Raw genomic sequence first — 23,262 nt, 5'->3', positions numbered from 1 at the left:
GCTCCCCGGATCCGATGCCGTGCTGACCGGGGATGGTGGGGCCGCCCGGCCCGGATGGAAAGGCCGCAATCGGCAATTCTGAGCTGAAGGGTTGTCCGAAATGCGGCCGCCCCTGGGTGGTGACGGCCGGCCGGGGCTGTCGCATGCTTCCCTGCAATATCAAGGGGGAGACATCCATGGACTGGAACCCGAAGCCGCTGGGCATCGAGGACGTGCGGGTGCAGCGTCGCGGCCGCGGCCAGCCCCTGGTGCTGATCCACTGCCTCGGCCAGAGCGCCACCTTCTGGGACGTGCTGGCGCCGCTCGAGGACCGGTTCGAACTGATCGCCTATTCGCTGCCCGGCCATGGCGACACGCCGCTGCCGGCCGGCCAGTACGACCAGGATGCCACCACGGCGCAATTGAAGGCGCTGATGGAGCGGGAGGGGATCGCGCGCGCCCATATCGCCGGGATCTCCATGGGCGGCAGCCTGGCCTGCCACTTCGCCGGCACTCATCCTGACATGGTGGAGAAGCTCATCCTCTGCGACTGCACGCCGCTGTACAACGAGGAGAGCCGCGCCAACTGGCCGGTCCGCGCCGGCATCGCGCGGGAGAAGGGCGTGGCGGCGCTGATCCCCATGCTGCTGCCGATCTTCTTCACGCCCGGCAGCATCGCCGAGGATGGGCCCAACGTCCGGCATGTCCGCACGACCTTCGAGGCCTGCAGCGGCGAGGGCTATGCGCTGGCCTGCGAATGGCTGGCCATGGTGGATGCGCGGGAGGAGGCGAAGCGGATCCGGGCGCCCACCCTCGTCATGCTGGGCTCGGAGGAGCGGGCGGCCTTCAAGGAGGCGGCGCAATGGATGCATGCCAACATCCCGGGCAGCCGCGGCGTGGTGGAGGTGCCGGTCGCCGGCCATGCCTCGGTGCGGGAGCGCCCGGAATTCTGCATCCGGCAATTCCGCGACTTCCTGTCGTGATCCCGCGTCGCGGCATCCTCGCGGGGCTGGCGCTGGCGGCGCCGGCCCTGGCGCGGGCGCAGGAGGCATGGCCCGGCAGCCGCCCCGTGCGCCTCATCCAGCCCAGCCAGGCCGGCAGCCCGGCCGATGTCTATGCCAGGCTTATGGCCGAGCATTTCTCCCGCGCCTTCGGCGGCACCTTCGTGGTGGAGAACCGGGTCGGCGGCACCGGCACCATCGGCACGGCGGAGGTGGCGCGGGCGGCGCCGGATGGCTGGACGTTGCTGTTCACCTCCAACACCTCGCATGTCGTGGCGCCGCTGGTGTTGCGCGGCCTGCCCTACGACCCGGTGAAGGATTTCGTGGCCATCGCCGGGCTGTACCACTACCCCATGCTGCTGATCGTCAACCCGCGCATCCCCGCCCGCAGCACGGCGGAATTCGTCGCCTGGGCGAAGGCGCGGCCCCAGGGCGTGAACATGGCCAGCGTCGGCATCGGCAGCGTCGGGCACATGATGGCGGAACGCTTCCACCTGCGCGCCGGCTTCCGGCGGGAACACATCCCCTATCGCGGCGGCCCTTCCGCCGTGCTGGCGGTCAGCCAGGGCGAGAGCGACTACATCTTCGACAATATCGGCAATTCCGGCGCGCTGATGCGGGAGGGACGGCTGCGCGGCCTGGCCGCCACCGGCCGCACCCGCCCGCGCCCGATGCCGGAGGTGCCGACCCTGGCCGAGGAGGGCTTTCCCGGCATGAACGAGGATGTCTGGTTCGGCCTCTGGGGCCATGCCGGATTGCCGCGGGGCTTCGTCGAGCGGATCAATGCCGAGGCCAATCGCTGGCTGCGGTCCCCCGACACCCGCCGCCGGATGGAGGAGGCGGGGCATGACAGCCTGGAAGGCACGCCCGAGGCCATGCAGGAATACTGGCTGGAGGATCGCCGCGCCTGGGTGGCCATCGTGAAGGAGACGGGAGTGACGGTGGAATGAGGGTGGCGCTGCTCACCGGCGCCTCGCGCGGCATCGGGCGGGAGACGGCGCTGGCGCTCGCGGCCCGCGGCCTGGCGCTGTTCCTGGTGGCGGAGGGGACGGAGGCGGAGCTCGACGGCGCCGTCGCGGACTGCCGGGCCGGCGGCGCCCCGGACGCGGCGCGGGCAGTCTTCGACCTGGCCGACCCGGCGGCGCCGGAGGCCATGGTGCAGGCGGCGCTTTCCCGCTTCGGCCGGGTGGATGTGCTGGTCAACAACGCCGGCATCCGCTGCCGCAAGCCCTTCGGGACCTTCACGCGCGCCGAGTTCGACGGGCTGATCGGGGTGAATTTCGCCGCCGCCTTCTTCGCCAGCCAGGCGGTGCTGCCGGCCATGCGGGCGCAGGGCGGCGGCCGCATCATCCATGTCGCCAGCCAGACCGGGCGCGTGGCGATGGAGGAGAACAGCCTCTACGGCCCGATGAAGGCGGCGCTGATCCAGCTGACCAGGAACATGGCCTTCGAGCTGGCGAAGGACGGCATCCAGGTGAACTCCGTCAGCCCCGGCCCGATCGCCACCCAGTTCAACATCGACAGCTATGGCCGCATCCCCGGCCGGGTCGAGCAGCTGGAGGGGCGGTTGCCGGTCGGTCGGCTGGGAAGGCCGGCGGAGATCGCCGAGGCGATCGCCTTCCTGGCGACCTGCGAGGGCGGCTTCATCCAGGGCCACGACCTTGTGGTGGACGGGGGCTACACCATCGTCTGAGGCACCGATGGTCGGGCGACCGTCCAGGGGGTGTCACCCGCCCCTGGCTTTGCTACCCTCCGACCCAATCACGACGGAGGCAGCGACCCCATGCCCGATACCCTGCTGCGCGAAGCCTCGCCGGCCCGCGCCGGCGACCTGGACGCGATCGTCATCGGTGCCGGCTTCGCCGGCATGTACCAGCTCCATCTGCTGCGCGACCGGCTCGGCCTCAAGGTCCGGGTGCTGGAGCAGGGCGGCGGCGTCGGCGGCACCTGGTACTGGAACCGCTACCCCGGCGCGCGCTGCGATTCCGAGAGCCATTCCTACTGCTATTCCTTCTCGGAAGAGCTTTACAAGGAATGGGAGTGGACGGAGCGCTACCCGGAGCAGCCGGAGATCCTGCGCTACCTGAACTGGGTCGCCGACCGGCTGGACCTGAAGCGCGACATCCGCTTCGACACCCGCGTCACCGCCTGCACCTACGACGCCGCCGCCAACCTGTGGCGCGTGACGACCGAGGCGGGCGAGACCCTGACGGCAACCTACCTGATCGCCGCGGTCGGGTGCCTGTCCACCGCCAACGTCCCGAAGATCCCGGGGCTCGAGGATTTCCAGGGCCGCTGGTACCACACCGGGCAATGGCCGCATGAGGGCGTGGATTTCTCCGGGTCCCGCGTCGGGCAGATCGGCACCGGCTCCACCGGCATCCAGGCCGTGCCGGTCATCGCCGAGCAGGCGCAGCACCTCACGGTCTTCCAGCGCACCGCCAACTACAGCGTGCCGGCGCGCAACGGCCCGCTGTCGGAGGAATTCAAGGCCTGGGTGCGGGACAACTACGCCGACATCCGCGCGACGATGCTGGAGACGCCGAACGGCCATCCCTTCCGCATCCTCGAACGGTCCTGCTGGGACGTGACGGATGAGGAGCGGAAGCGGATCTACGAGGCCGCCTGGGAAAAGGGCGGGCTGCAGTTCCGCGCCAATTTCCGCGACCTGCTGATGGACAAGGCGGCCAACGACACCGCCGCGGACTTTCTCAAGGCCAAGATCCGCGAGATCGTCAAGGACCCGGAGACGGCGGCGAAGCTGGCCGATATCGACCATCCCTATGCCGCCAAGCGCCCGCCGATCGACACCAACTACTTCGAGACCTACAACCGCCCGAACGTCTCCCTGGTGGATGTGCGGTCCAACCCGATCGAGCGCATCACGCCGACCGGCCTGCGGCTGCGCGACGGCACCGAGCACCCGCTCGACATCATCGTCTTCGCCACCGGCTTCGATGCCATGACCGGCCCGCTGCTGCGGCTGAACGTCACCGGCCGCGACGGGCTGGCGCTGGGCGACGCCTGGGCGGAAGGGCCGCGCACCTATCTCGGCCTGCAGGTCGTGGGCTTCCCCAATTTCTTCACCATCACCGGCCCGGGCAGCCCTTCGGTGCTCTGCAACATGCCGATCTGCATCGAGCAGCATGCCGACTGGATCGCCGACTGCATCGCGCATCTGCGCGCCAAGGGCATCGCCCGGATGGAGCCGGACCCGGCGGCGGTCGAGCGCTGGGTGACGCATGTGAACGAGGCGGCGAACGCCACCCTGCTGCCGCAGGCCGGGCATTCCTGGTACCTGGGCGCCAATGTCCCGGGCAAGCCGCGGGTCTTCATGCCCTATGCCGGCGGCATGGGCCGCTACCGCCGCCTCTGCGCCGAGGTGGCGGAGAAGGGCTATGAGGGCTTCCGGCTGGAGGCGCGCGAGGCGGCGACCGCCTGAACGCGGGGGCGGGCGGCGGCTGCGAGGCCCCTTGCCGCCGCCGCCCGCATCCCGCTTGAGTCGCGGCCCGACCTTGCCGGAGGCCGCGCATGACCGCCCCCATCCCCCGCCGCACCCTGCCCGCCCTGGGCGCCGCCCTGGCTGCCCCCTTGGCTGCCCCGCGGCTGGCCGCCGCGCAGGCCGCGCGGGTGCTGCGCTTCGTGCCGCAGTCCGACCTGGCGGTGCTCGATCCGATCTGGTCCTCGGCCTATGTCACGCGCAACCACGCGCTGATGGTCTTCGACACGCTCTACGGCATGGATGCCGAGTACCGCATCCAGCCCCAGATGGCCGAAGGCCACGCGGTGTCCGATGACGGGCTGGCCTGGACCATCCGCCTGCGGGAGGGGCTGCGCTTCCATGACGGCACGCCGGTGCTGGCGCGGGATGCGGTGGCCAGCATCCGCCGCTGGGGGGCACGCGACGGCCTTGGCCAGTCCCTGCTGGCGGCGACCGAGGAACTGGCCGCGCCGGATGACCGCACGCTCCGCTTCCGCCTGAAGGACCGCTTCCCGCTGCTGGCCCATGCGCTCGGCAAGCCCGGCTCACCCGCCTGCGTCGTCATGCCCGAACGCCTGGCGCAGACCGATCCCTTCCGGCAGGTGACGGAGATGGTCGGCAGCGGACCCTTCCGCTTCCTGGCGAATGAGCGCGTCTCCGGCGCCCGCGTCGCCTATGCCCGCAACCCGGACTACGTCCCGCGCCCCGGCGGCGATGCCAGCTTCACCGCCGGGCCGAAGCGCGTCCATCTGGACCGCGTGGAATGGATCGTCATGCCCGATCCCTCCACCGCCGCCGCGGCGCTGCGGGCGGGGGAGGTGGACTGGTGGGAGAACCCGGCCTTCGACCTGCTGCCGCTGCTGTCCCGCGACCGCCGCCTGGTGCTGGCGGTGCAGGACCCGCTGGGCTTCATCGGCTGCCTGCGCTTCAACCAGCTGCACCCGCCCTTCGACAACCCGGCCATCCGCCGTGCCGTGCTGCCGGCGCTGTCGCAGGCGGACTACATGACGGCGGTGGCCGGCGACGTCCCGGGCCACTGGTCGCAGGGCGTCGGCTTCTTCGCGCCGGGCACGCCGATGGCGAGCGGGGAGGGCATGGCGGCGCTGACTGGGCCGCGCGACCTGGCGGCGTCGCGCCGCGCCCTCTCGGCCGCCGGCTACAAGGGGGAGCGGGTGGTCGTCCTCGGCCCCTCCGACTTCCCCACCCTGAAGGCGATGGCCGATATCGGCGCCGACCTGCTCAAGCGCATCGGCTTCAACGTCGATTACCAGGCGATGGACTGGGGCACGATGGTGCAGCGCCTGGCGAGCATGGAACCGGTGGAGGCCGGCGGCTGGAGCGCCTTCCACACCTTCTGGTCCGGGCTCGACATGCTCGACCCCGCCATCCACCAGTATCTCCGCGGCACCGGCCGGGCCGGCCGCAGCGGCTGGCCCAGCAGCCCGGAGCTGGAGCGGCTGCGGGAGGGCTGGCTGGCGGCGGAGGGTGAGGCGGAGCGCGCCCGCATCGCCCGTGCCATGCAGGCCCGCGCCTTCGAGGACCTGCCCTATATCCCCGTCGGGCAGATCCTGCCGCGCTTCGCCCATCGCCGGGAGGTGACGGAGGTGCCCGGCGGCTTCGCCATCTTCTGGGGCGTGCGGAAGGGCTGAGGCGCGGACCTGCCGGTCAGGCGTTGGGCCTGAGCAGGTAGGGCGCGCCGCAGCGTTCGCAGATCTCGCGGACCAGCGTGTCCAGCGTGTCGGGCACCGGCACGCCCTCCGCCAGGCGCTTCGCCCGCATGATGTCCTCCGGCTCGCCCGGCACCAGCACCGGCTCCTCCGGATTGGCTGGCGGCGTGGCGTGCAGCACGTCGAGGATGCTGTCGAGCTCGCCTTCGAATTCGCCCTCCTCGCGGAACGCCTTCGGGTCGAGGGCGAGGAAGAGATGGCCGATATTCTGCGGCTGATCCGGCGTCCAGCTGCGCTTCAGGATGGGCGAGAAGGACGCCCCGGTCAGCGCGCCGGCCAGGATGTGCACCATCATCGCCAGGCCATAGCCCTTGGCGCTGCCCTGGTCCTCCCGCCCGCCGAGCGGGGTGATGCCGCCTTCCGGGCGCTGGAAGACGAAGGCGTTGCCCTCATGCGGGTCGGTGATGGTGCCGCCCTTGCCGTCCACCACCCAGCCTTCGGGCAGGGCCGCGTCGTTCAGGTGGTGCACCTTCACCTTGCCGGCGGCGACGGTGGTGGTTGCCATGTCGAGCACGAAGGGCTTGTTGCGCCCGGCCGGTGCGGCGAAGGCGAGGGGATTGGTCCCCAGCACCGGCATGGCGGCCCGCGTCGGCACCATGGCGATGCCCTGCGCCGTGCTGGTGACCATGCCGATGACGCCGCGCGCCGCGGCGATGCGGGCATAGGCGCCGGCGGCGCCGAAATGGTGGCTGCGCACCACGCCGACCACGCCGATGCCGTGCTGCTTGGCCTTGTCGACAGCGAGATTCATGGCGAAGGCCGAGACCGGGTGCCCGAGGCCATCTCCCGCATCCACCAGCGCGGTCGGGCCGGTGTCGCGGGCGATGCGCGGCTGCGCCGAGAGCTTGAGGCGGCCAGCCTGCACGCCCTGCTCATAGGTCATCAGCATGGACAGGCCATGGCTGTCGACGCCCATCAGGTCGGTCTCGACCATGACCTCGGCGGTGGTCGCGGCGTGGTTCTCCGGCATCCCCCAGGCGGTGAGGATGGCGTGGATCTGGGCGCGCACGGCCTCGGCGGGGACGGGGCGGCCGGAAGTGACGTTCTTGGCCATGCTGGTTCCTCGTGATTGGAAAATAAGCTTGGGGAGGAAAAAGCATTTCCTCCCCAAACCCCGCCTTTGCTTTCTATGAGTTGGCCTGCGGCAACCGACTCGCAAAAACTCACGGAAACAAAGGAGGGGTTCGGGGAGGATACTTCCTCCCCGGCCTTGCCTTGTTGTGTCAGTCCACCCGCGCCCCGGTGGCGCGGACCACGGGTGTCCAGCGCTCGATCTCGCTGGCGATGAAGGCGCGGGTGCGCTCGGGCGTCATGCCCTCGGGGATGGTGTTGCCCAGTTCGATCAGCCGGCTGCGGACGGCCGGCGCGCGCAGCGCCTCGGCGATCTGCTCGTACAGGAACTGCCGGATGGCCAGCGGCGTGCCGAGCGTCGTGCTCCAGGGCGTCCAGGTGGTCGCCTGGTAGTCCGGCAGCCCGGCCTCGGCGCTGGTCGGCACCTCCGGCGCCATGGGCGAGCGTTCGGGCGTGGCGATGACGATGCCGCGCACCGTGCCGGCCCGCAGGTGCTCCGACAGGAAGGAGATGGTGTCCGCCTGGAACTGCGTTCGCCCCGCCGCCAGGTCGGTGAAGGCGGCGGCCGAGCCGCGATAGGGGACGTGCTGCGCCTGCACGCCCAGCAGATGCACCAGCATCGCCCCGGCGATATGCCCCGTGGTGCCGTTGCCGGAGGAGCCGTAGTCGTATTTCCCCGGATTGGCGGCGAGCAGCGCGCGGAACTCCGCCAGGGTGCGGACGCCGAGCGAGGGGTGCACGGCGACCGCGATGGCGGAATGGCTGCTGATCGTCACATGGTCCACGCCGGTCAGCGGATGCACCCGCAGCCGCTCGCCATACAGGCCGACATTCAGCGCATGGCTGCCCAGCGCGCCGACCAGCAGCGTGTAGCCGTCGGGCGGGGTGGCCGCGACCGTCTCGAAGGCCACGGTGCCGCCGCCGCTCGGGCGGTTCTCCACCACGAATTGCTGCCCGGTCTGCGCCGAAAGCTGCGTCGCCACCAGCCGCGCATTCAGGTCGGCATTGCCGCCCGGCGCCAGCGCGACGACGATGCGCACCGGGCGGTTCGGGTAGTCCGTTCCGGGCGCGCGCGGCTGCGCCGCCGCCGTGCCGGCCAATGCAAGCAGCAGCCCGACGATCCGGGCGATCACGCGTCGCCTCCCATGGAATGCTCCAGCACGCCGACCTTCTCCACCTCCAGCCGCAGCGTGTCGCCCGGCTTCAGGTAGCGCGGCGGGTCGCGGAAATGCCCGACGCCCGCCGGCGTGCCGGTGGCGATGACGTCGCCCGGCTGCAGCGTGACGAAGCGGGACAGAAAGGCGATCAGCGTGGCGACCGGGAAGATCAGGTCGCGCGTATTGCCGTGCTGCACCTCCTCGCCGTTCAGGTGGCAGTGCAGGTCGAGCGCCCAGGGCTCTCCCACCTCCTCCGGCGTGGCGATCCAGGGACCCATGGGGCAGAAGCCGTCGAGCCCCTTGCCGAAGCTGGTCATGCCGATGGGATGGTCGAACTGCAGGGCGCGGTCGGTCAGGTCGTTCAGCACGGTGTAGCCGGCGACATGGTCCAGCGCCTGGCCCTCGCTCACCTGCCAGGCCGTCCTGCCGATGACCACCGCGAGCTCGACCTCCCAGTCCGGCTTCAGCGCGGCGCGCGAGATGCGCACCGTGTCGCCGGGACCGCTGACCGAGGAGGTGGGCTTCAGGAAGATGCGCGGCGCCGCGAGCTTCGGCCCGCCGACCTCCTTCGCATGGTCGGCATAGTTTCGCCCGACGCCCAGGATCTTGCCGGGCATCAGCGGGGCGCGCAGGCGCAGGCCGGCAAGCGGCGTGCGCAGCGCGGCGTTTTCCGGTCGGGCGGCGTAGGCCAGGGCGCGGGCGGCCTCGACCAGCGCCGCCTCCCCCGCGCCGAGCAGGCCGCGCATATCGGCGGGCAAAGCCAGCGGCGCCTCCCCGGCCTCCCGCCGCGCTGCGTCCAGCGCGGGCTGCAAGGCGACGACGCCATCGCCCAGCACGGCGCCGACATGGACGGCGTTGGCAGCCTCGTAGGTGACCAGCCGCATGTCAGGCGGCCAGGGCGGCGTAGTCGCGCGTCGCCATCACCTGCACCCGCAGGATGTAGCGCGGCTCCTCCGGCCCGTAATCGGCGACGGCATTGTGCACCGTGCCGATATTGTCCCACATCAGCAGGTCGCCCGGCGTCCAGGCGTGGCTGTAGAGATATTTCTCCTGTGCCTGATGGCGGAACAGGTATTCCAGCAGCGCGTCGCTCTCGGCCGGTTCCAGCCCCTCGATCCGCATGGCATAGCCGGGGTTGCAGTACAGCACGCGGCGGCCGGTGATGGGATGCACCCGGAAGATCGGCTGCGCCACCGGCGGCTTCTTCGCGCGCTGCTCCGCGGTCAGCGGCTTGCGGATGCTGCCGGGCCGGGTGCGCATCACCTCCCAGAATTTCTCGAAGTCGTGGATGGCGACGCGGCCTTCCAGTCGCCGCACCACCTCGGCCGGCAGGTCGTCATAGGCCGCGTGCATGTTGCGGAACTGCGTGTCGCCCAGCGGCCGGCCGTCGCGCAGCGGCACCTGCTTCGCGTGCAGCACATTGGCCAGCGCGATCTCGGCGGAATAGGACATGTCGGTGTGCCAGCCCTGGCCGGCATCGTGCAGGCCCACCGGCTTGCCCGCATCGTCGCGCATGTTGGACAGGATCATCACTTCCGGATGATCCGGGGCATGGAACAGGTTGGCGACGTTCACCTCCAGGTCGCCGAAGCGGGAGCCGAATTCCGAAAGGTGCCGCGCTTCCATCTCCTGCCCCGGCAGGCAGAGCACGCCGTACTGCCCGAGGGCGCGGAGGAGGGTGCGGAAATCCGGGTCGGTCAGCGGCCGGGCGAGGTCGATGCCCTCGACCCGCGCGCCGAGGCCGGCATTGTTCGGCGTGATGCGCATGGCGTGTCCTCCGGCCGCGGAGGGTCCGTCAGCCCCCGCCCGCGGTCAAGCTTGCGCGGCCGCCGGGCACGCCGCAGCATCGCCGCAACGACGAGGGGGAGGGATGGATGCGCGCGATCCGGCGACGCGCCCTGCTGGGCGCCCCGATCGGCCTGGCGCTGTCGGCGCCGGCCCTGGCGGAAGGCTTCCCCGCGCGGCCGGTGCGGCTGGTGGTGGGCTACCCGCCGGGCGGCAGCACCGACCTGGTGGCGCGGTTGCTGGCGGAGCGCCTGGCCCGCGCCTGGGGCCAGCCGGTCACGGTGGAGAACCGCGCCGGTGCCTCCGGCACCCTCGGCGCCGACCTCGTCGCCAAGGCGGCGCCGGATGGGCACACGCTGCTGGTCGGCGCCTCGGCCGAGATGGCGATCGCCCGCGCCGTCATGCGCGGCCTGCCCTACCAGCCGGAGGATTTCGCCCCGGTCGCCTGGCTGACCGAGCAGCCCTTCCTGGTGCTGGTCAACGCCGCGCTGCCGGTGCGCAACTTGGCGGAGCTGGTGGCGCTGGCGCGGGAGAAGGCGGGGCTGGACTATGCCTCGCACGGCATCGGCACCGCGAACCATCTGCTGGCCGAGCTGCTGCGGCTGGAGACCGGCATCGCGCTGACCCACATCCCCTATCGCGGCGGCGGCCCGGCGATGACCGACCTGGCCGGCGGGCAGGTGCCGCTGCTGCTGGACGTCATCCCCTCCGCCCTGCCGCATCTGCAATCCGGCCGGGTGCGGGCGCTGGCGCTGTGCCGCGGCACGCGCAGCGCCGTGCTGCCGGACGTGCCGACCACCGCGGAGGCGGGCTTCCCCTTCCTGGTCGGCAGCACCTGGGCCACCCTGGTCGCGCCCGCCCGGACGCCGGGGCCGGCGCTTGCGCGCATCGATTCCGCGGTGCAGACGGCGATGCGGGAGGCGCTGACGGACGCGTTCCGCGAGCGCGGGCTGGAACCCGTGGGCGGCGGTGCCGCGGCGGCGCGGGCCTTCATCGCGGCGGAGCAGGCGAAGTGGCAGCAGATCGCGACCCGGGCGGGCGTGCAGGTGGACTAGGCCCGGCCGGCGCCGCCGCCGGGCCACGGGTCGTCGTCATCGGCGCCGGCATCGTCGGGCTCTGCGTGGCCTGGCACCTGGCGCGGGCCGGCGCCGCCGTCACGGTGCTGGATGGAGAGGCGCCGGGCAGCGGCGCCTCCTCGGGCAATGCCGGGGCAATCAGCGGCGGCGCGGTCGCGCCGCTGGCCATGCCGGGCGTGCTGAAGCAGGTGCCGGGCATGCTGCTGGACCCTGCCGGCGCGCTGCACATCCCGCCGCGCTATGCCCTGCGCGCCGCCCCCTGGCTGATGCGCTTCGTGGCCAGCGCGCGGCCGGCGCGCGTCGCGCGGATCGCCGAGGCGCTGTCGGGCCTGCTGGGCAATGCCATGGAACAGCACCGGCAGATCCTGGCGGCGGAAGGCGCGCTCGACCTGATCCGCGAGACCGGGCAGCTCTACCTCTACCGGGACCGCGCGCATTACGCGAAGGATGCCGGCGGCTGGGACCTGCGCCGGCAGCACGGGATGCGGGTGGAGTTCCTCGAAGGCCGCGACGCGATCCGGGCCCTGGAGCCCGACATGCGCGGCGACTACGACCTCGGCCTGTTCATCCCGGACCAGGGCAGCAGCGTGAACCCGCTGCGCCAGGCCCAGGTGGTGGCCCGCGGGGTGGAACGGCTGGGCGGATCCATCCGCCGCGCCGCGGTCCGGGCCCTGGCGACCGAGGGCGGCCGCGTCGCCGGCGCAGCGACGGCCGAGGGGATGATCCCCGCCGAGCATGTGGTGCTGGCGGCCGGCGCCTGGTCGGCGCGGCTGCTGGCGCCGCTTGGCCTGCATGTCCCGCTGGAGACGCAGCGCGGCTACCACGTGATGCTGCCGGAAGCCGGGATTGCCCTGCAGCGGCCGGTGGTGCCGGCGGACCGCAAGGCCTTCATCTCCCCCATGGAGGGCGGGCTGCGCGTGGCCGGCACGGTGGAGTTCGGCGGGCTGGAGGCGCCGCCGACCCCGCGCCGGGCCGAGCTGCTGCTGCAGGACCTGCGGAACGCCTTCCCGCAGGCGCGTACCGAGGGGGCGGAAGGTTTCTGGATGGGCCACCGCCCCTGCCTGCCGGACAGCCTGCCGGTGATCGGGCCGGTGAAGGCCTGGCCCGGCCTGTGGTGCGCCTTCGGCCATGGGCATCTGGGCCTGACCGGCTCCGCCCCCACCGGTGCGCTGCTGGCGCAGGCGATGCTCGGCCCGGTCCCGAACCTGGACCTGACGCCCTTCGGCGTCGAGCGGTTCGCCTGAGCGGCGGCGGAGGCATGCGCCTCGACGCGGCGCGCCGACCGACCCGTCCGGCGGAAGCGCTCAGGCGCGGCCGCCGCGCGGCATCGACGTGGCGTCCTTCGGCGTGCCGCGCGGTCGGCTACCAGCCGCGCGGCGTGGTCAGGTAGCCCTGCTGGCGCGAATGGACCGTGCCGTCCGTGCTGATGCTGCCGGTCTGGCGGTTGTTCTGCCAGTCGCCGGTGCGGGTGTCCGGCACGCCGGAATATTGCCCGCCGGCCCGCAGGCCGCCGGGCCCACAGGCCGCCAGCAGGAACAGCAGGGCCAGGCTGGTCGCGCGCATCCTCGTCTCCATCGATTGTGGCGTGGCGACAACGCCGGCAGCGGCGCCGCGTCCCCGCCTACCACGGCCGAAGCGGCCTGACCGTCGCCGAGCCTGGGGGTCCGCCCCGGGGTGCGGGCCCGGCACGGCATTCGGGACCGGGCGCGGGCCGCTGTAGGCTGGGCCGCGATCTGCGGAGCCCACCCCATGGTCGGAATCATCCCCCACCGCGTCTGCGCCGAGGTCGAAGGCGAGTTCGTGCTGTTTCTGATCGGGGCCCGGCTGAACCGACCCTGGAAGATCCATCGCTGGTGGCCGGTGCTGCGCGCCATGCCGCGCATGCTGGCGGAGCTTGCGGCGCGGCCGGAGCTTGGCCTGCTGCACCACCGCCTGCATGGCGGCCTGCGCTCCGCGCTGGTGGTGCAGTACTGGCGCAGCCATGCGCTGCTGCAGGCCTATGCGACGGCGCGGAACCGGGCGCATCTGCCGGCCTGGCATGCCTTCAACCGCGCCGTCGGCACCAATGGCGACGTCGGCATCTGGCACGAGACCTACCTGGTCGGGCCCGGCCGGTTCGAGAGCGTCTATGTGAACATGCCCCCCTTCGGCCTGGGCCGCGCCGGCGCCCTGCGCGACGCGGTCGGCAGCCGGGCAACCGGCGAAGGCCGGCTGGCGGCCACCGCCGGGCCGCCCGGCCCGGCGGCATGACCTGGGGCGGTTGCGGTTCAGGACCGAACGCCGCGCCGCCGCAGGCCTCCCCGCCTGGGGCGGCGTCACGCCCCGGGCCCTTCCGGTCCCGGGGCGATCCGCTCCGTCCCGGCTACTGCGCCGCCGCCAGGGCCGGGGCGGGCGCCTTCGGCACCAGGTGCTTCACCCGCGGCGCCACTTCCTCCTGGATCAGGCGGAGCGAGTTATGCCAGGCCCCCGGATTGTCCTGGTAGTCGAAGCCGAAGACCAGAAGCTGGCCGAAGCCGCCGACATCCTCGTAGATCTGCTCCAGCTTCTCGGCGACCGTCTTCGGCGACCCGATCAGCCAGTTCCGCTTCGCGCAATACTCCACGGTGACGTCGCTGTCCGGCACCTCCGGGCTGTGCTTGAGGTATTCCTTGAAGCCGAAATTCGACAGCAGCGGCAGGAAATACTCGCCCATCATCCGGCCCATCATGGACCCGACCGACAGCCGCCAGGCTTCCTCATCCGTCTCGGCGACGAAGATCTCCCGCACCAGGCGCCAGTCCTTGCGGTCCGCGGTACGGCCGCCCTTGCGCGCGCCGGCCTCCACGCTCTCCCAGTGGCTCTTCACGTAGCCCGGGTTGAGGTTCAGCGACATCGGCAGGAAGCCGTGCTCGCCGGCCATCTTCAGCGTGTCGGAGTTCTTCGACAGGCCGGCGACGCCGATCGGCGGGTGCGGCGCCTGCAGCGGCTTCAGGTGCGGCTTGAGGAAGCCGAACATCGTGTCCGGCTTGTCCACCTGCCAGTACTTGCCCTGGTAGTGGAAGGGCTCCTCCGACGACCACATCTTCAGGATGATGTCGAGCGCTTCCCGCGTCATCTCGCGGTTGCTGCCGGACATGCCGTCCACGTTGAACATCGCCCAGTCGGACGGCAGGCCGCTGGCGGCGATGCCGAAATTCAGCCGCCCGTTCGACATGTGGTCGAGCATGGCGACGCGGTTCGCCAGCTCCGCGGGGTGATGGTAGGGCAGCAGGAAGCCGCCGGGGCCGAGGCGGATGCGGCTGGTCTGCAGCATCGCCTGGGCCAGCAGCAGGTCGGGGGCCGGATGCGGCTCCCACGGCGCCGTGTGGTGCTCGCCGATCCAGACCTCGGAGAAGCCGAGCTCGTCCAGCCAGCGGATGGTCTGGAGATCCCAGTCATGCCCTTCCTTCAGGCCGCGCTCCGGCGGGTGGGAGGGCATGGAGAAATAGCCGAATTCCATGGTGGACATCCTCCTGTCGGGGTGCCCGGGTTCGTCCCCGGTTGCAGGGGGATGCTCGCGCCGGTTGCGGCCGCGATGCAAGGGGGCAGTTGGGCGGGGGCGGGCGGCGGCGCGGCCGCCGCCCGCCGGACCGCACCTGCGCAGGACGCTGCCCTCGGCGGAAGCCGCGCCGCCGCCCACCTTGCCCGCCTGCAAGCCCGGCGCGGCCCGCGTCGCGGCGGCGCCGGCCACGCCGCCGCGAACCGGGTCAGCGCATCAGCCGCAGGATCTCCGCCACATCGGCATGGCTGCGGACCGGGCGCGGGTTGGTGGCGATCGGCGGGCCGCCATCCCAGCGCGCCGCCAGGGGCTCGATCTCGCTCTCCCCGATGCCCACCTCGGCCAGCGTCGTCGGCAGGCCGAGGTCGCGGATGAAGCGGCGCAGCGCTGCATGGCCGGTGGCGCCGCCGAAGAGATGCGCGATCTCCGCCTGCCGGTCGCGGTTCACCGGCTCGTTCCATTGCATCACCGCCGGCAGGCCGAGGCAGGAGGTGATGCCGTGCGGTACGCCGCGCGCCCCGCCCAGGATGTAGCCGATGCCGTGGCTGGCGCCGACCGGCACGCCGGACCAGCCGCCCATGACGGACAGCCACATGGCCTGCTGCGCCTCGGACCGCGCGGCCAGGTCGGCGGCGGTGCGGCGGATGGCCGGCAGGGCACGGGCCAGCATCACCAGGGCCTGGCGGGACACGGCGTCGGAGAAGGGCGCGCGGTCCCGGGCACAGAGCCGTTCCGCCGCATGGTCCACCGCCCGGATGCCGGAGGAGAGCAGCAGCTCGGCTGGCGTCTCGAGCGTCGCCGCGGGATCCAGCAGCACGGCGCGCGGCACCTGCGCCGGCGACACCGCGCGCATCTTCCGCCCAGCCGCGAGATCCGTGTAGCCTGCATGCGGGGCGAATTCGGCGGCCGAGAGCGTGGTCGGCACCGCGACGATGCGGGGCAGGGGCTCCACCCTCTCCCACTCCTCCGGCTCGGCGCCGCGGGAGACGGCGAGGCCGACCAGCCCCTCCGCATCCGTCACGCCTTCCCAGGCGGCGCGGCAGGCGACCTTGGCGCCGTCGATCACGCTGCCGCCGCCCAGCGTCACCACCCGCTCGGCGCCGCTGTCGGCGATCATGGCGGCGAGGTCGAGCACGTCCTCCAACGGCGAATGGGCGCGCATGGTCGCGTGCTCGGCGGCCAGGCGGCTGCCGAGGGCGGCGCGCACCGTCCGGGCGATGTCGCTGCGGACCAGGGACCGGGTGGTCGCCAGCAGCACCCGGCCGCAATCCTCGATCTCCGGCGGCAGGGTCTCCGCCACCGGGCCGGTACGCACCCGCTGCTGCGCGGGCCAGCGATGGATGGTCTGCGGCATGGCGCGAAGCTCCGTCTCTCTCCCCGCTGCAGCATGGCATCCCGGCGCCGCGACGGGGCGGGAAATCGGCCCTGGCCCGGCCGCGATCGCGGCGGCGGGCGGATGCCCGGCGGCGCGGGGCCGGTCAGCCCCGGCGCCCATCCGTCGTCGAGCCGCCGCGTTTCGCGTGCCGGGCCGGGACGCGGCTTGGTCGCAGCCTCCCGCCCGGCGCGCGGAGTCGCCCGGCGCGATCCGCCCTATCCCCGCTGCGCCTTGTCGGCGGCGTTGCGGGCGCGGATGCGGTCCCGCGCCTCGGCCCATTCGGCGTCGCCCCAGGCGAAGAAATCCTTGAAGCCGCCGCCGCTCTGCATCCAGTTGCCGCCATCGAGGGCGATCGTCTCGCCATTGATCCAGGACGGGGCGAGAAGGAAGGCGGCGAGGTCGCCGATATCCCCGGCCGTGCCGACCCGCCGCATGGGGTTCGCGGCCGCCGCCTTCGCGGTCGGGTCGTTGTCGCCGGGGCGGAGCCGGGCATACATCCCGTCGGTCGGGATGGTGCCGGGGGCGATGGCGTTCAGCCGGATGCCGTAGCGGCCCCATTCCACCGCCAGCGACTTCGTCATCGCATCCACCGCCGCCTTCGACATCGCCGAGGGGATGACGAAGGGCGCGCCGGTCCGCCCCCAGGTGGTGGTGATGGACAGCACCGCATGACCGCCTTTCCCCGCCGCGATCCAGCGCTTGCCAAGCGCCTGCGTCACCTGCAGCGTGCCGTGGAAGACGATGTCGGTGATGGCGCGGATGCCGCGGGGCGAGAGATCCTCCGTGCGGCTGACGAAATTGCCGGCGGCGTTGTTGATCAGGTGGGTGGCGGGGCGCCCCGCCTGCCACATCGCGTCCGCCGCGCGCTCCACCGCCTCCGCGTCCTTGATGTCCACCACCTGCCAGGTGGCCTGCGCGCCCAGCGCTGCCGCCGCTTCGGCCAGCACCGGCCCGCGGCGGCCCCAGAGTTCCACGGCGGCGCCGAGGCCGACCAGGCGTTCCGCCATCATCCGGCCGAGGCCGCTGCCGCCGCCGGTGATCAGCACGCGCTGGCCGGCGAACAGATCTGGCCTGAACATCGCTCCCTCCCTGACGTCTCCCGGCCTATGCTGCCGGCAAAGCGGATGGAGGGGGAGGGCCATGGCGGATCGCAAGGTGTTGCTGGTGACCGGCGGCGGGCGCGGCATCGGCGCGGCGGTGGTGCGGCTGGCGGCGGCGCGCGGCTGGGACGTGGTACTCACCTATGCCGGCAATGCCGCGCGGGCGGCGGAGACGGCGGCGGCGGCCGAGGCGGCCGGCGCCCGGGCGCTGGCGATCCAGGCCGATGTCGGCGACCCGCAGGCGGTCGCCGCCACCTTCGCGCAGGTGCGGGACCGCTTCGGGCGGCTCGATGCGCTGGTGAACAATGCCGGCATCACCGGCCCCACATCGACGCTGCGCGAGAGCACGGATGCGATGTGGGAGACGGTGTTCCGCACCAATGTCTTCGGCCTCGCGGCCTGCTGCCGGGCGGCGCTGGCGGTGCTGCCGCCGGGCGGGGCGATCGTGAACGTGTCCTCCCGCGCGGCGGCGATCGGCGGCGCCGGCGAATGGGTGCATTACGCCGCCAGCAAGGGCGCGGTGGATACGCTGACCATCGGCCTGGCGAAGGAGGCGGCGGCGCAGGGCGTGCGCGTCAACGCGGTGAACCCGGGCCTGATCGAGACGGAATTGCATGCGGCCGCCGGCATGCCGGACCGGTTGTCGCGGCTTGTCGGCAGCATCCCCATGGCGCGCGGCGGCCAGCCGGAGGAAGCGGCGGAGGCGGTGCTCTGGCTGCTCTCGGATGCCGCCAGCTATGTCACCGGCGCGCTGCTGCCGGTCAGCGGCGGCCGCTGAGGCGGCGTACCCGAGGAGCCCGGGGCCCCTTTGGCCCAGGGCAGGCGGGCGGCATCCCCCTGGATGGCCGGCTACACGTGCTGGCCGCCGTTCACATGGATCTCCGCCCCGTTCACGTAGGATGAGGCGTCGGTGCAGAGGAAGTAGATCGCCTTCGCCACCTCGGCCGGCTTGCCCAGGCGGCGCATCGGGATCTGCTCCTCGACGATCTTCTCCGTCCCCGGGGAGAGGATGGAGGTGTCGATCTCCCCGGGCGAGATCGCGTTCACCCGGATGCCGAGCGGGCCGAAGTCATGCGCCATCTCCCGCGTCAGCGCCATCAGCGCCGCCTTGGAGGTCGCATAGGCGGCCCCGGCGAAGGGATGCACCCGGCTGCCGGCGATGGAGGTCACGTTCACCACCGCGCCCTGGGCGCGCTGCAACTCCTCGATCAGCCCGCGCGCCAGCATGATGGAGGAGAAGAGGTTCACCTGGAACACCCAGAGCCAGTCCTCGAGCGAGGTCTGGATCGCGCCCATGCGTGCCCCGCCCGGGCCTTTCGGCGAGATGCCGGCATTGTTCACCAGCGCGTCCAGCCTGCCGCCCTCCGCCTCCAGCCGCTGGCGGATCTCCCCGATGCCGCGCAGCGTGTCCTCGGGCGAGGACAGGTCGCACTGCACATGGTCCTCCGGCCCCATCGCCCAGGGGCATTCCTCCGGGAAGGACTGGCGGGAGATGGTCAGCACGCGCCAGCCGGCGGCGGAGAAGACCTTCACGGTCGCATGGCCGATCCCGCGCGAGGCGCCGGTGAGCAGCATGACCCGGCGCGCCTGGTTGGACAGGCGGCGATCCCCGGCATTGGACGTGGGCATGGTGCTCTCCTGGGGCTTCGGCGGGTCGGCGACGGGGGCGGCGGGTGGCCGCGCGACCGGGCGGGCCCACCCCGGGCGAAGCCGCCTGGCCGGGACCCGCCGCGGGCACGCCCTCGGGCCGGTGGCGGCAAGGCTAGCCCCCCCGGGCTCAGACTGCCAGCAGCGGACGCCGCGCGGCGATGAACTCCTCCACTGCCGCAACGTACCGGCCACAATCCGCCTCGGTGACGGGGAGGGAGAGGGCGACCATCCCGCGCCGGGCGATGTAGATCCCGGCGGCCAGCATGTCGAAGAAGAACAGCTCGCGCAGCTTCTCCTCGGCCGGGCCGGGCTTGTAGGGCGCGGTCACCGGGCCGGGGCGGAAATGCACGCTGAGCATGGAGCCGCGGCCGGTGAACTGCATGGCGACGCCCGCCCGGGCGCAGGCGGCGTTCAGCGCCTCGCGCAGTCCTTCGCCCCGGGCATAGAGCGCCTCGGCCGCCGCCGCATCGAAGATCTCGCCCATGGCGACGCAGCCGGCGGCCATGGACCAGACATTGTTGTTGAAGGTGCCGGCATGCGGCAGCGTGCCGGGCCTGTGGCCGTCGAACACCGCCATGATGTCGGCGCGGCCGCCGAAGGCGCCGAAGCTCATCCCGCCCGCCATGTACTTGCCCAGCGTGGTCATGTCGGGCGTCACGCCGGTCATCTGCTGCAGGCCGCCGGGACCGTGGCGGCTGGTCATCACCTCGTCGAAGATCAGCACCGCGCCGGTCTTGCGGGTGGCGTCGCGCAGCGCCTGGAGGAATTCGACGCTCGCCGGGATGCAGCCGCCGGAGCCCAGCATCGGCTCCACGAGCACGGCGGCGAGCTGCTCGCCTTCCGCCAGGATGTCGCGTGTCGCGGCCGCCGGGTCGTTGTAGTCGGTGAAGGCCAGCGGAATGGGCACGTTCACCGCGCTGTGCTCGGTGCCGAAGGTCAGCACGCCGCCATGGTAGCCGCCGCGCATCACCATGGTCTTCACCCGGCCGGTGAAGCCGCGGGCGGCAGCCAGCGCCATCAGGTTCGCCTCGGTGCCGCTGTTGGTGAAGCGCACCATCTCGATGGAGGGGAAGCGGCCGGCGATCAGATGGGCGAGCTGCCCCTCCTTCTCCCCCACCGCGGCCAGGTTGATGCCGGCATCGAGCGCCGCCTTCACCGCCGCCAGGATCCGCTGCTCAGAATGGCCGAACAGGCCGGCGGAGTACTCGCCCAGCAGGTCGAGATATTCCCGGCCATCGGCATCCCAGAGCCGGCAGCCCTCGCCGCGCACCATGGCGGTGGGGAAGGGGGTGTAGAACAGCACGGTGCGGGTATTGCCGCCCGGCATCACCTCCCGCGCCTTCGCGTGCAGGGCGGCGCTGCGCGGGCGCGCGGCGGCATAGGCCTCCCGCGCCTCGGCCAGCGCGGCCTCGATATCGCTGTTGCGCGGCAGGGTGGCGGCGGTATCCAGCGGGCTCATGCAACGATCCTTCCCGGGGGGCGGCCGAGGCTCGCGCGGCCGGGGGGGCGGGGTCAACACGCCCGGTGCAGGGAAAGGACAGGCGATGAGCAGGACGCTGCCCGGCCCGGATGGCCGCCCGCGCTGCCACTGGTGCGTGGCGACGGCGGACTACGTCGCCTATCACGACCGCGAATGGGGCTTCCCGGTCGCCGACGACACCAGGCTGTTCGAGAAGCTGTGCCTGGAAGGCTTCCAGTCCGGCCTGAGCTGGCGGACCATCCTGGCGAAGCGGGAGAATTTCCGCGGCGCCTTCCACGGCTTCGCCATCGACCGCGTCGCCGCCTTCGACGCGGCGGATGTGCAGCGGCTGCTGGGCGATGCCGGCATCGTGCGCCACCGGGGCAAGATCGAGGCCGTGATCAACAATGCCCGCCGCGCCCAGGCTCTGGTGCGGGAGGAAGGCTCGCTGGCGGCCTATGTCTGGCGGCACGAGCCCGCGGCGCCGCCGCCCGCGGGCGCCGCGACCTCCGAGACCTCCATCGCCCTGTCGAAGGACCTCAAGCGGCGCGGCTGGGGCTTCGTCGGCCCGACCACCATGCATGCCTTCCTGCAGGCCATGGGGCTGATCAACGACCATGCCGAGGGCTGCGCCATCCGGGCCGAGGCCATGGCGGCGCGGGCGGCGTTCCGGCGGCCGGGGTGAAAGAAGGTTGGGGAGGAAAAGGCATTTCCTCCCCAAACCCCTGCATTGCTTTCCGGGAGTCGGCCGCCGCCGCGCGGCGGGTGCGAGACCCCCGGAAACAGAGCTGGGGTGCGGGGAGGACGCCCCCTCCCCGCCGCTTCCTTGACGCCATCGCCGCGACGCCGTCCTCTTGCTCGCATGCGCTCCGAACCCTTCGACGCGATCGTGGTGGGCGGCGGCCTGGTCGGCGCCGCCATCGCCTGGGGACTGCAGCGGCAGGGCCTCGCCACGGTGCTGCTGGACGAGGGCGACACCGCCTTCCGCGCCAGCCGCGGCAATTTCGGCCTGGTCTGGGTGCAGTCGAAGGGGCTGGGTGCGCCGTGGTACCAGCGCTGGACCCGCGCCTCCGCCGCCGAATGGCCGGCCCTCGCCGCGGAGCTTGGCGCCCGCACCGGGGAGGATTTGGGGCTGCGGCAGCCGGGCGGTGTGCATCTCTGCCTCTCCGACCGGGAGATGGCGGACCGCGAGGCCCGGATGGCGCGAATGCGGCAGGAGGCGGGCAACCAGCCCTACGAGTACCGGATGATCGCGGCGCCGGAGCTGCGGCAGATGCTGCCCGGCCTCGGCCCGGAGGTCGTGGGTGCGTCCTGGACCCCTTATGACGGGCATGCCAACCCGCTGCGCCTGCTGCATGCCCTGCACACGGCCTTCGCCGGCGCCGGCGGCACCTATGTGCCGGAGGCGCGGGTGGGCGAGGGACAGGCGGCGCCGCGCGACTTCGCCGTCACCGCCGGCGGCCGGCGCTTCGCCGCGCCGCGCATCGTGCTGGCGGCCGGGCTGGGCAATGCGGATCTGGCGCCGCGCTTCGGCCTCTCGGCGCCGGTGCGGCCGCAGCGCGGCCAGGTGCTGGTGACGGAGCGCGCGGCGGAGGTGCTGCCGATGCCCACAACCACCATCCGCCAGACCCAGGAAGGCAGCCTGATGCTGGGCGACAGCATGGAGGAGGTGGGGTTCGACATCCGCCAGACGCCGGACGTGATGCGGCAGATCGCCGGGCGCGCCGTGCGATGCTTCCCCTGGATCGGCCGGCTTGCCATCGTCCGCGCCTGGTCGGCGCTGCGTGTCATGGCGCCGGACGGGCTGCCGGTGTACGACGAATCCGCCCGTTTCCCGGGCGCGTTCACCGCCAATTGCCATTCCGGCGTGACGCTGGCCGGCGCGCATGCCCGGCTGCTGGCGCCGATGATCGCCGCCGGCCGGCTGGACCCGATGCTCGACCGCTTCACCGCCGGCCGCTTCGATGTTCGCGCCGCGTCCTGATCGCACCGGCCGCGGGGCGCGGCGGCAGGCGGCGCCCGCGGCGCGCGTGGAGGTCTTCGTCGATGACGTCGCGCTGCGCGTGCCCGAAGGCGCCTCCGCCGCCGCGGCGGTGCTGCTGGCCGGCGCGGCGCTGATCCGGGAGACGCCGGCCTCCGGCGCGCCGCGCCTGCCCTATTGCCTGATGGGCATCTGCTTCGACTGCCTGGCGGAGATCGACGGAGTCGCCAACCGCCAGGCCTGCCTGGTGCAGGTCGTGCCCGGCATGCGCATCGCCACGCAGCGTGGCGCCCGGGTGGCCTTCGCGGGATGAGCGTGGACTTGGCGATCATCGGCGCCGGCCCGGCCGGGATGGCGGCGGCGGTGGAGGCGGTGGATCTCGGCCTCTCGGTCGCGGTGGTGGACGAGAACCCGGCGCCGGGCGGCCAGGTCTTCCGCGCGGTGGAGCGCGCCGGGCACGATCCCGTCTTCGGCACCGACTACGCCGCCGGCCTGCCGCTGGCCCGCGCCTTCCGCGCCGCGCGGCTGGACTGGCGGCCGGCGACCACGCTCTGGCACCTGGACCCGGAGGAGGGGGCGCTGTCCCTCGCGGCCGGCGGCCGTACCGCCGAATTGCGGGCGCAGCGCGTGCTGCTGGCGACCGGGGCGCAGGAACGGCCGGTGCCGATCCCCGGCTGGACGCTGCCCGGCGTGATGACGGCGGGTGCGGCGCAGATCCTGCTGAAGACCGCGGATGCGGTGCCACGCGGGCGGGTGGTGCTGGCGGGGCAGGGGCCGCTGCTTTGGCTGCTGGCGGCGCAGTTGCGCCGCGCCGGGGCGCCGCCGGCGTTGATCCTGGAGACGACGCCGCGCGGCCGGCGGCGCGCGGCGCTGCGGGCGGGCGGCCTGCTGGCCGGCGCGCCG

The 23,262-nt window shown here is 72.7% G+C and carries 23 protein-coding genes; 13 read left to right on the top strand and 10 right to left on the bottom strand.

The genetic code is table 11. The annotated features are described in order from the left end of the window. Positions 1–176 precede the first annotated feature (176 nt). The 5 genes from E2C05_RS00910 (at position 177) to E2C05_RS00890 (ending at position 6,110) form a co-directional block, all read left to right on the top strand. Positions 177–962: an alpha/beta fold hydrolase gene (locus E2C05_RS00910; protein ID WP_158291858.1), complete on the top strand. Its 786-nt coding sequence runs from the start codon at positions 177–179 to the stop codon at positions 960–962. Beyond that, entirely contained in the window at positions 959–1,930 is a 972-nt protein-coding gene (locus E2C05_RS00905) for a Bug family tripartite tricarboxylate transporter substrate binding protein (RefSeq protein ID WP_158291857.1), read from the top strand. Before E2C05_RS00910 ends, E2C05_RS00905 begins: the two co-directional genes overlap by 4 nt. Further along, positions 1,927–2,673, top strand: coding sequence for an SDR family NAD(P)-dependent oxidoreductase (locus E2C05_RS00900; RefSeq protein ID WP_133217715.1), 747 nt, complete (start codon positions 1,927–1,929; stop codon positions 2,671–2,673). The genes E2C05_RS00905 and E2C05_RS00900 overlap by 4 nt, the downstream gene beginning before the upstream one ends. 90 nt (positions 2,674–2,763) lie before the next feature. After that, complete coding sequence (locus tag E2C05_RS00895) at positions 2,764–4,422, top strand: flavin-containing monooxygenase (protein WP_133217714.1); 1,659 nt, start codon at positions 2,764–2,766, stop codon at positions 4,420–4,422. 89 nt (positions 4,423–4,511) lie between these two features. Further along, complete coding sequence (locus E2C05_RS00890; protein WP_133217713.1) at positions 4,512–6,110, top strand: ABC transporter substrate-binding protein; 1,599 nt, start codon at positions 4,512–4,514, stop codon at positions 6,108–6,110. Between the two features lie 16 nt (positions 6,111–6,126). On the opposite strand, the gene E2C05_RS00885 is transcribed toward E2C05_RS00890, so the two are convergent. The 4 genes from E2C05_RS00885 to E2C05_RS00870 all read right to left on the bottom strand — a co-directional run bounded on the left by E2C05_RS00885 (position 6,127) and on the right by E2C05_RS00870 (position 10,183). After that, positions 6,127–7,242, bottom strand: coding sequence for an Ldh family oxidoreductase (locus tag E2C05_RS00885; protein WP_133217712.1), 1,116 nt, complete (start codon positions 7,240–7,242; stop codon positions 6,127–6,129). A 169-nt stretch (positions 7,243–7,411) separates the two neighbouring features. After that, complete coding sequence (locus tag E2C05_RS00880) at positions 7,412–8,392, bottom strand: Bug family tripartite tricarboxylate transporter substrate binding protein (protein ID WP_133217711.1); 981 nt, start codon at positions 8,390–8,392, stop codon at positions 7,412–7,414. Further along, positions 8,389–9,300, bottom strand: a complete 912-nt coding sequence (locus E2C05_RS00875) for a fumarylacetoacetate hydrolase family protein (protein WP_133217710.1) — start codon at positions 9,298–9,300, stop codon at positions 8,389–8,391. The genes E2C05_RS00880 and E2C05_RS00875 overlap by 4 nt, the downstream gene beginning before the upstream one ends. A gap of 1 nt (position 9,301) precedes the next feature. Further along, the gene (locus E2C05_RS00870) at positions 9,302–10,183 is read right to left on the bottom strand and encodes a TauD/TfdA dioxygenase family protein (RefSeq protein ID WP_133217709.1); all 882 of its coding nucleotides are present in this window, start codon (positions 10,181–10,183) and stop codon (positions 9,302–9,304) included. A 107-nt stretch (positions 10,184–10,290) separates the two neighbouring features. Here E2C05_RS00870 and E2C05_RS00865 point away from each other — a divergent pair, with 107 nt between their 5' ends. Further along, on the top strand, positions 10,291–11,256 hold the full coding sequence (locus tag E2C05_RS00865; RefSeq protein WP_133217708.1) for a Bug family tripartite tricarboxylate transporter substrate binding protein: 966 nt from the start codon (positions 10,291–10,293) through the stop codon (positions 11,254–11,256). Then, complete coding sequence (locus E2C05_RS00860; RefSeq protein WP_133217707.1) at positions 11,214–12,521, top strand: NAD(P)/FAD-dependent oxidoreductase; 1,308 nt, start codon at positions 11,214–11,216, stop codon at positions 12,519–12,521. Before E2C05_RS00865 ends, E2C05_RS00860 begins: the two co-directional genes overlap by 43 nt. Before the next feature lie 118 nt (positions 12,522–12,639). Here the strand turns inward: E2C05_RS00860 and E2C05_RS00855 are convergent, their stop codons facing one another. Next, positions 12,640–12,840, bottom strand: coding sequence for a hypothetical protein (locus E2C05_RS00855; RefSeq protein WP_133217706.1), 201 nt, complete (start codon positions 12,838–12,840; stop codon positions 12,640–12,642). 186 nt (positions 12,841–13,026) lie between these two features. Between E2C05_RS00855 and E2C05_RS00850 the strand changes: the two genes are divergently transcribed. Beyond that, complete coding sequence (locus tag E2C05_RS00850) at positions 13,027–13,527, top strand: DUF4188 domain-containing protein (protein WP_133217705.1); 501 nt, start codon at positions 13,027–13,029, stop codon at positions 13,525–13,527. A gap of 112 nt (positions 13,528–13,639) precedes the next feature. On the opposite strand, the gene E2C05_RS00845 is transcribed toward E2C05_RS00850, so the two are convergent. The 3 genes from E2C05_RS00845 to E2C05_RS00835 all read right to left on the bottom strand — a co-directional run bounded on the left by E2C05_RS00845 (position 13,640) and on the right by E2C05_RS00835 (position 17,248). Next, positions 13,640–14,755, bottom strand: a complete 1,116-nt coding sequence (locus tag E2C05_RS00845) for an LLM class flavin-dependent oxidoreductase (protein ID WP_133217704.1) — start codon at positions 14,753–14,755, stop codon at positions 13,640–13,642. 247 nt (positions 14,756–15,002) lie between these two features. Then, entirely contained in the window at positions 15,003–16,148 is a 1,146-nt protein-coding gene (locus tag E2C05_RS00840; protein WP_158291856.1) for an iron-containing alcohol dehydrogenase, read from the bottom strand. Between the two features lie 236 nt (positions 16,149–16,384). After that, positions 16,385–17,248 (bottom strand): SDR family oxidoreductase, encoded by an 864-nt coding sequence (locus tag E2C05_RS00835; RefSeq protein WP_133217702.1) that lies wholly within the window; start codon positions 17,246–17,248, stop codon positions 16,385–16,387. Between the two features lie 61 nt (positions 17,249–17,309). Between E2C05_RS00835 and E2C05_RS00830 the strand changes: the two genes are divergently transcribed. Then, positions 17,310–18,047, top strand: coding sequence for an SDR family oxidoreductase (locus tag E2C05_RS00830; protein WP_133217701.1), 738 nt, complete (start codon positions 17,310–17,312; stop codon positions 18,045–18,047). Between the two features lie 71 nt (positions 18,048–18,118). Here E2C05_RS00830 and E2C05_RS00825 read toward each other — a convergent pair whose 3' ends face one another. Then, positions 18,119–18,898 carry an SDR family NAD(P)-dependent oxidoreductase gene (locus tag E2C05_RS00825; RefSeq protein ID WP_133217700.1) on the bottom strand — a complete coding sequence of 260 codons (780 nt, stop codon included), beginning with the start codon at positions 18,896–18,898 and terminating at the stop codon, positions 18,119–18,121. A gap of 148 nt (positions 18,899–19,046) precedes the next feature. Further along, entirely contained in the window at positions 19,047–20,378 is a 1,332-nt protein-coding gene (locus tag E2C05_RS00820; RefSeq protein ID WP_133217699.1) for an aspartate aminotransferase family protein, read from the bottom strand. An 85-nt stretch (positions 20,379–20,463) separates the two neighbouring features. On the opposite strand from E2C05_RS00820, the gene E2C05_RS00815 reads away from it, so the two are divergent. The 4 genes from E2C05_RS00815 to E2C05_RS00800 form a co-directional block, all read left to right on the top strand. Further along, a complete protein-coding gene (locus E2C05_RS00815; protein WP_133217698.1) occupies positions 20,464–21,063 on the top strand; it encodes a DNA-3-methyladenine glycosylase I in 600 nt (199 codons plus the stop codon). A gap of 177 nt (positions 21,064–21,240) precedes the next feature. Continuing rightward, positions 21,241–22,362, top strand: a complete 1,122-nt coding sequence (locus tag E2C05_RS00810) for an NAD(P)/FAD-dependent oxidoreductase (protein WP_133217697.1) — start codon at positions 21,241–21,243, stop codon at positions 22,360–22,362. 46 nt (positions 22,363–22,408) lie between these two features. Continuing rightward, the gene (locus tag E2C05_RS00805; RefSeq protein WP_408901608.1) at positions 22,409–22,672 is read left to right on the top strand and encodes a 2Fe-2S iron-sulfur cluster-binding protein; all 264 of its coding nucleotides are present in this window, start codon (positions 22,409–22,411) and stop codon (positions 22,670–22,672) included. Further along, a partial coding sequence (locus E2C05_RS00800) for an NAD(P)/FAD-dependent oxidoreductase (protein ID WP_133217695.1) occupies positions 22,669–23,262 on the top strand: 594 nt, incomplete at its 3' end. The genes E2C05_RS00805 and E2C05_RS00800, both read left to right, overlap by 4 nt.

This window comes from Paracraurococcus ruber, from assembly GCF_004353985.1.
Taxonomy (GTDB): Bacteria; Pseudomonadota; Alphaproteobacteria; order Acetobacterales; family Acetobacteraceae; genus Paracraurococcus; species Paracraurococcus ruber.
Note: the sequence above shows the minus strand (reverse complement) of the source record. Positions and strands in the feature narration are given on the sequence as shown.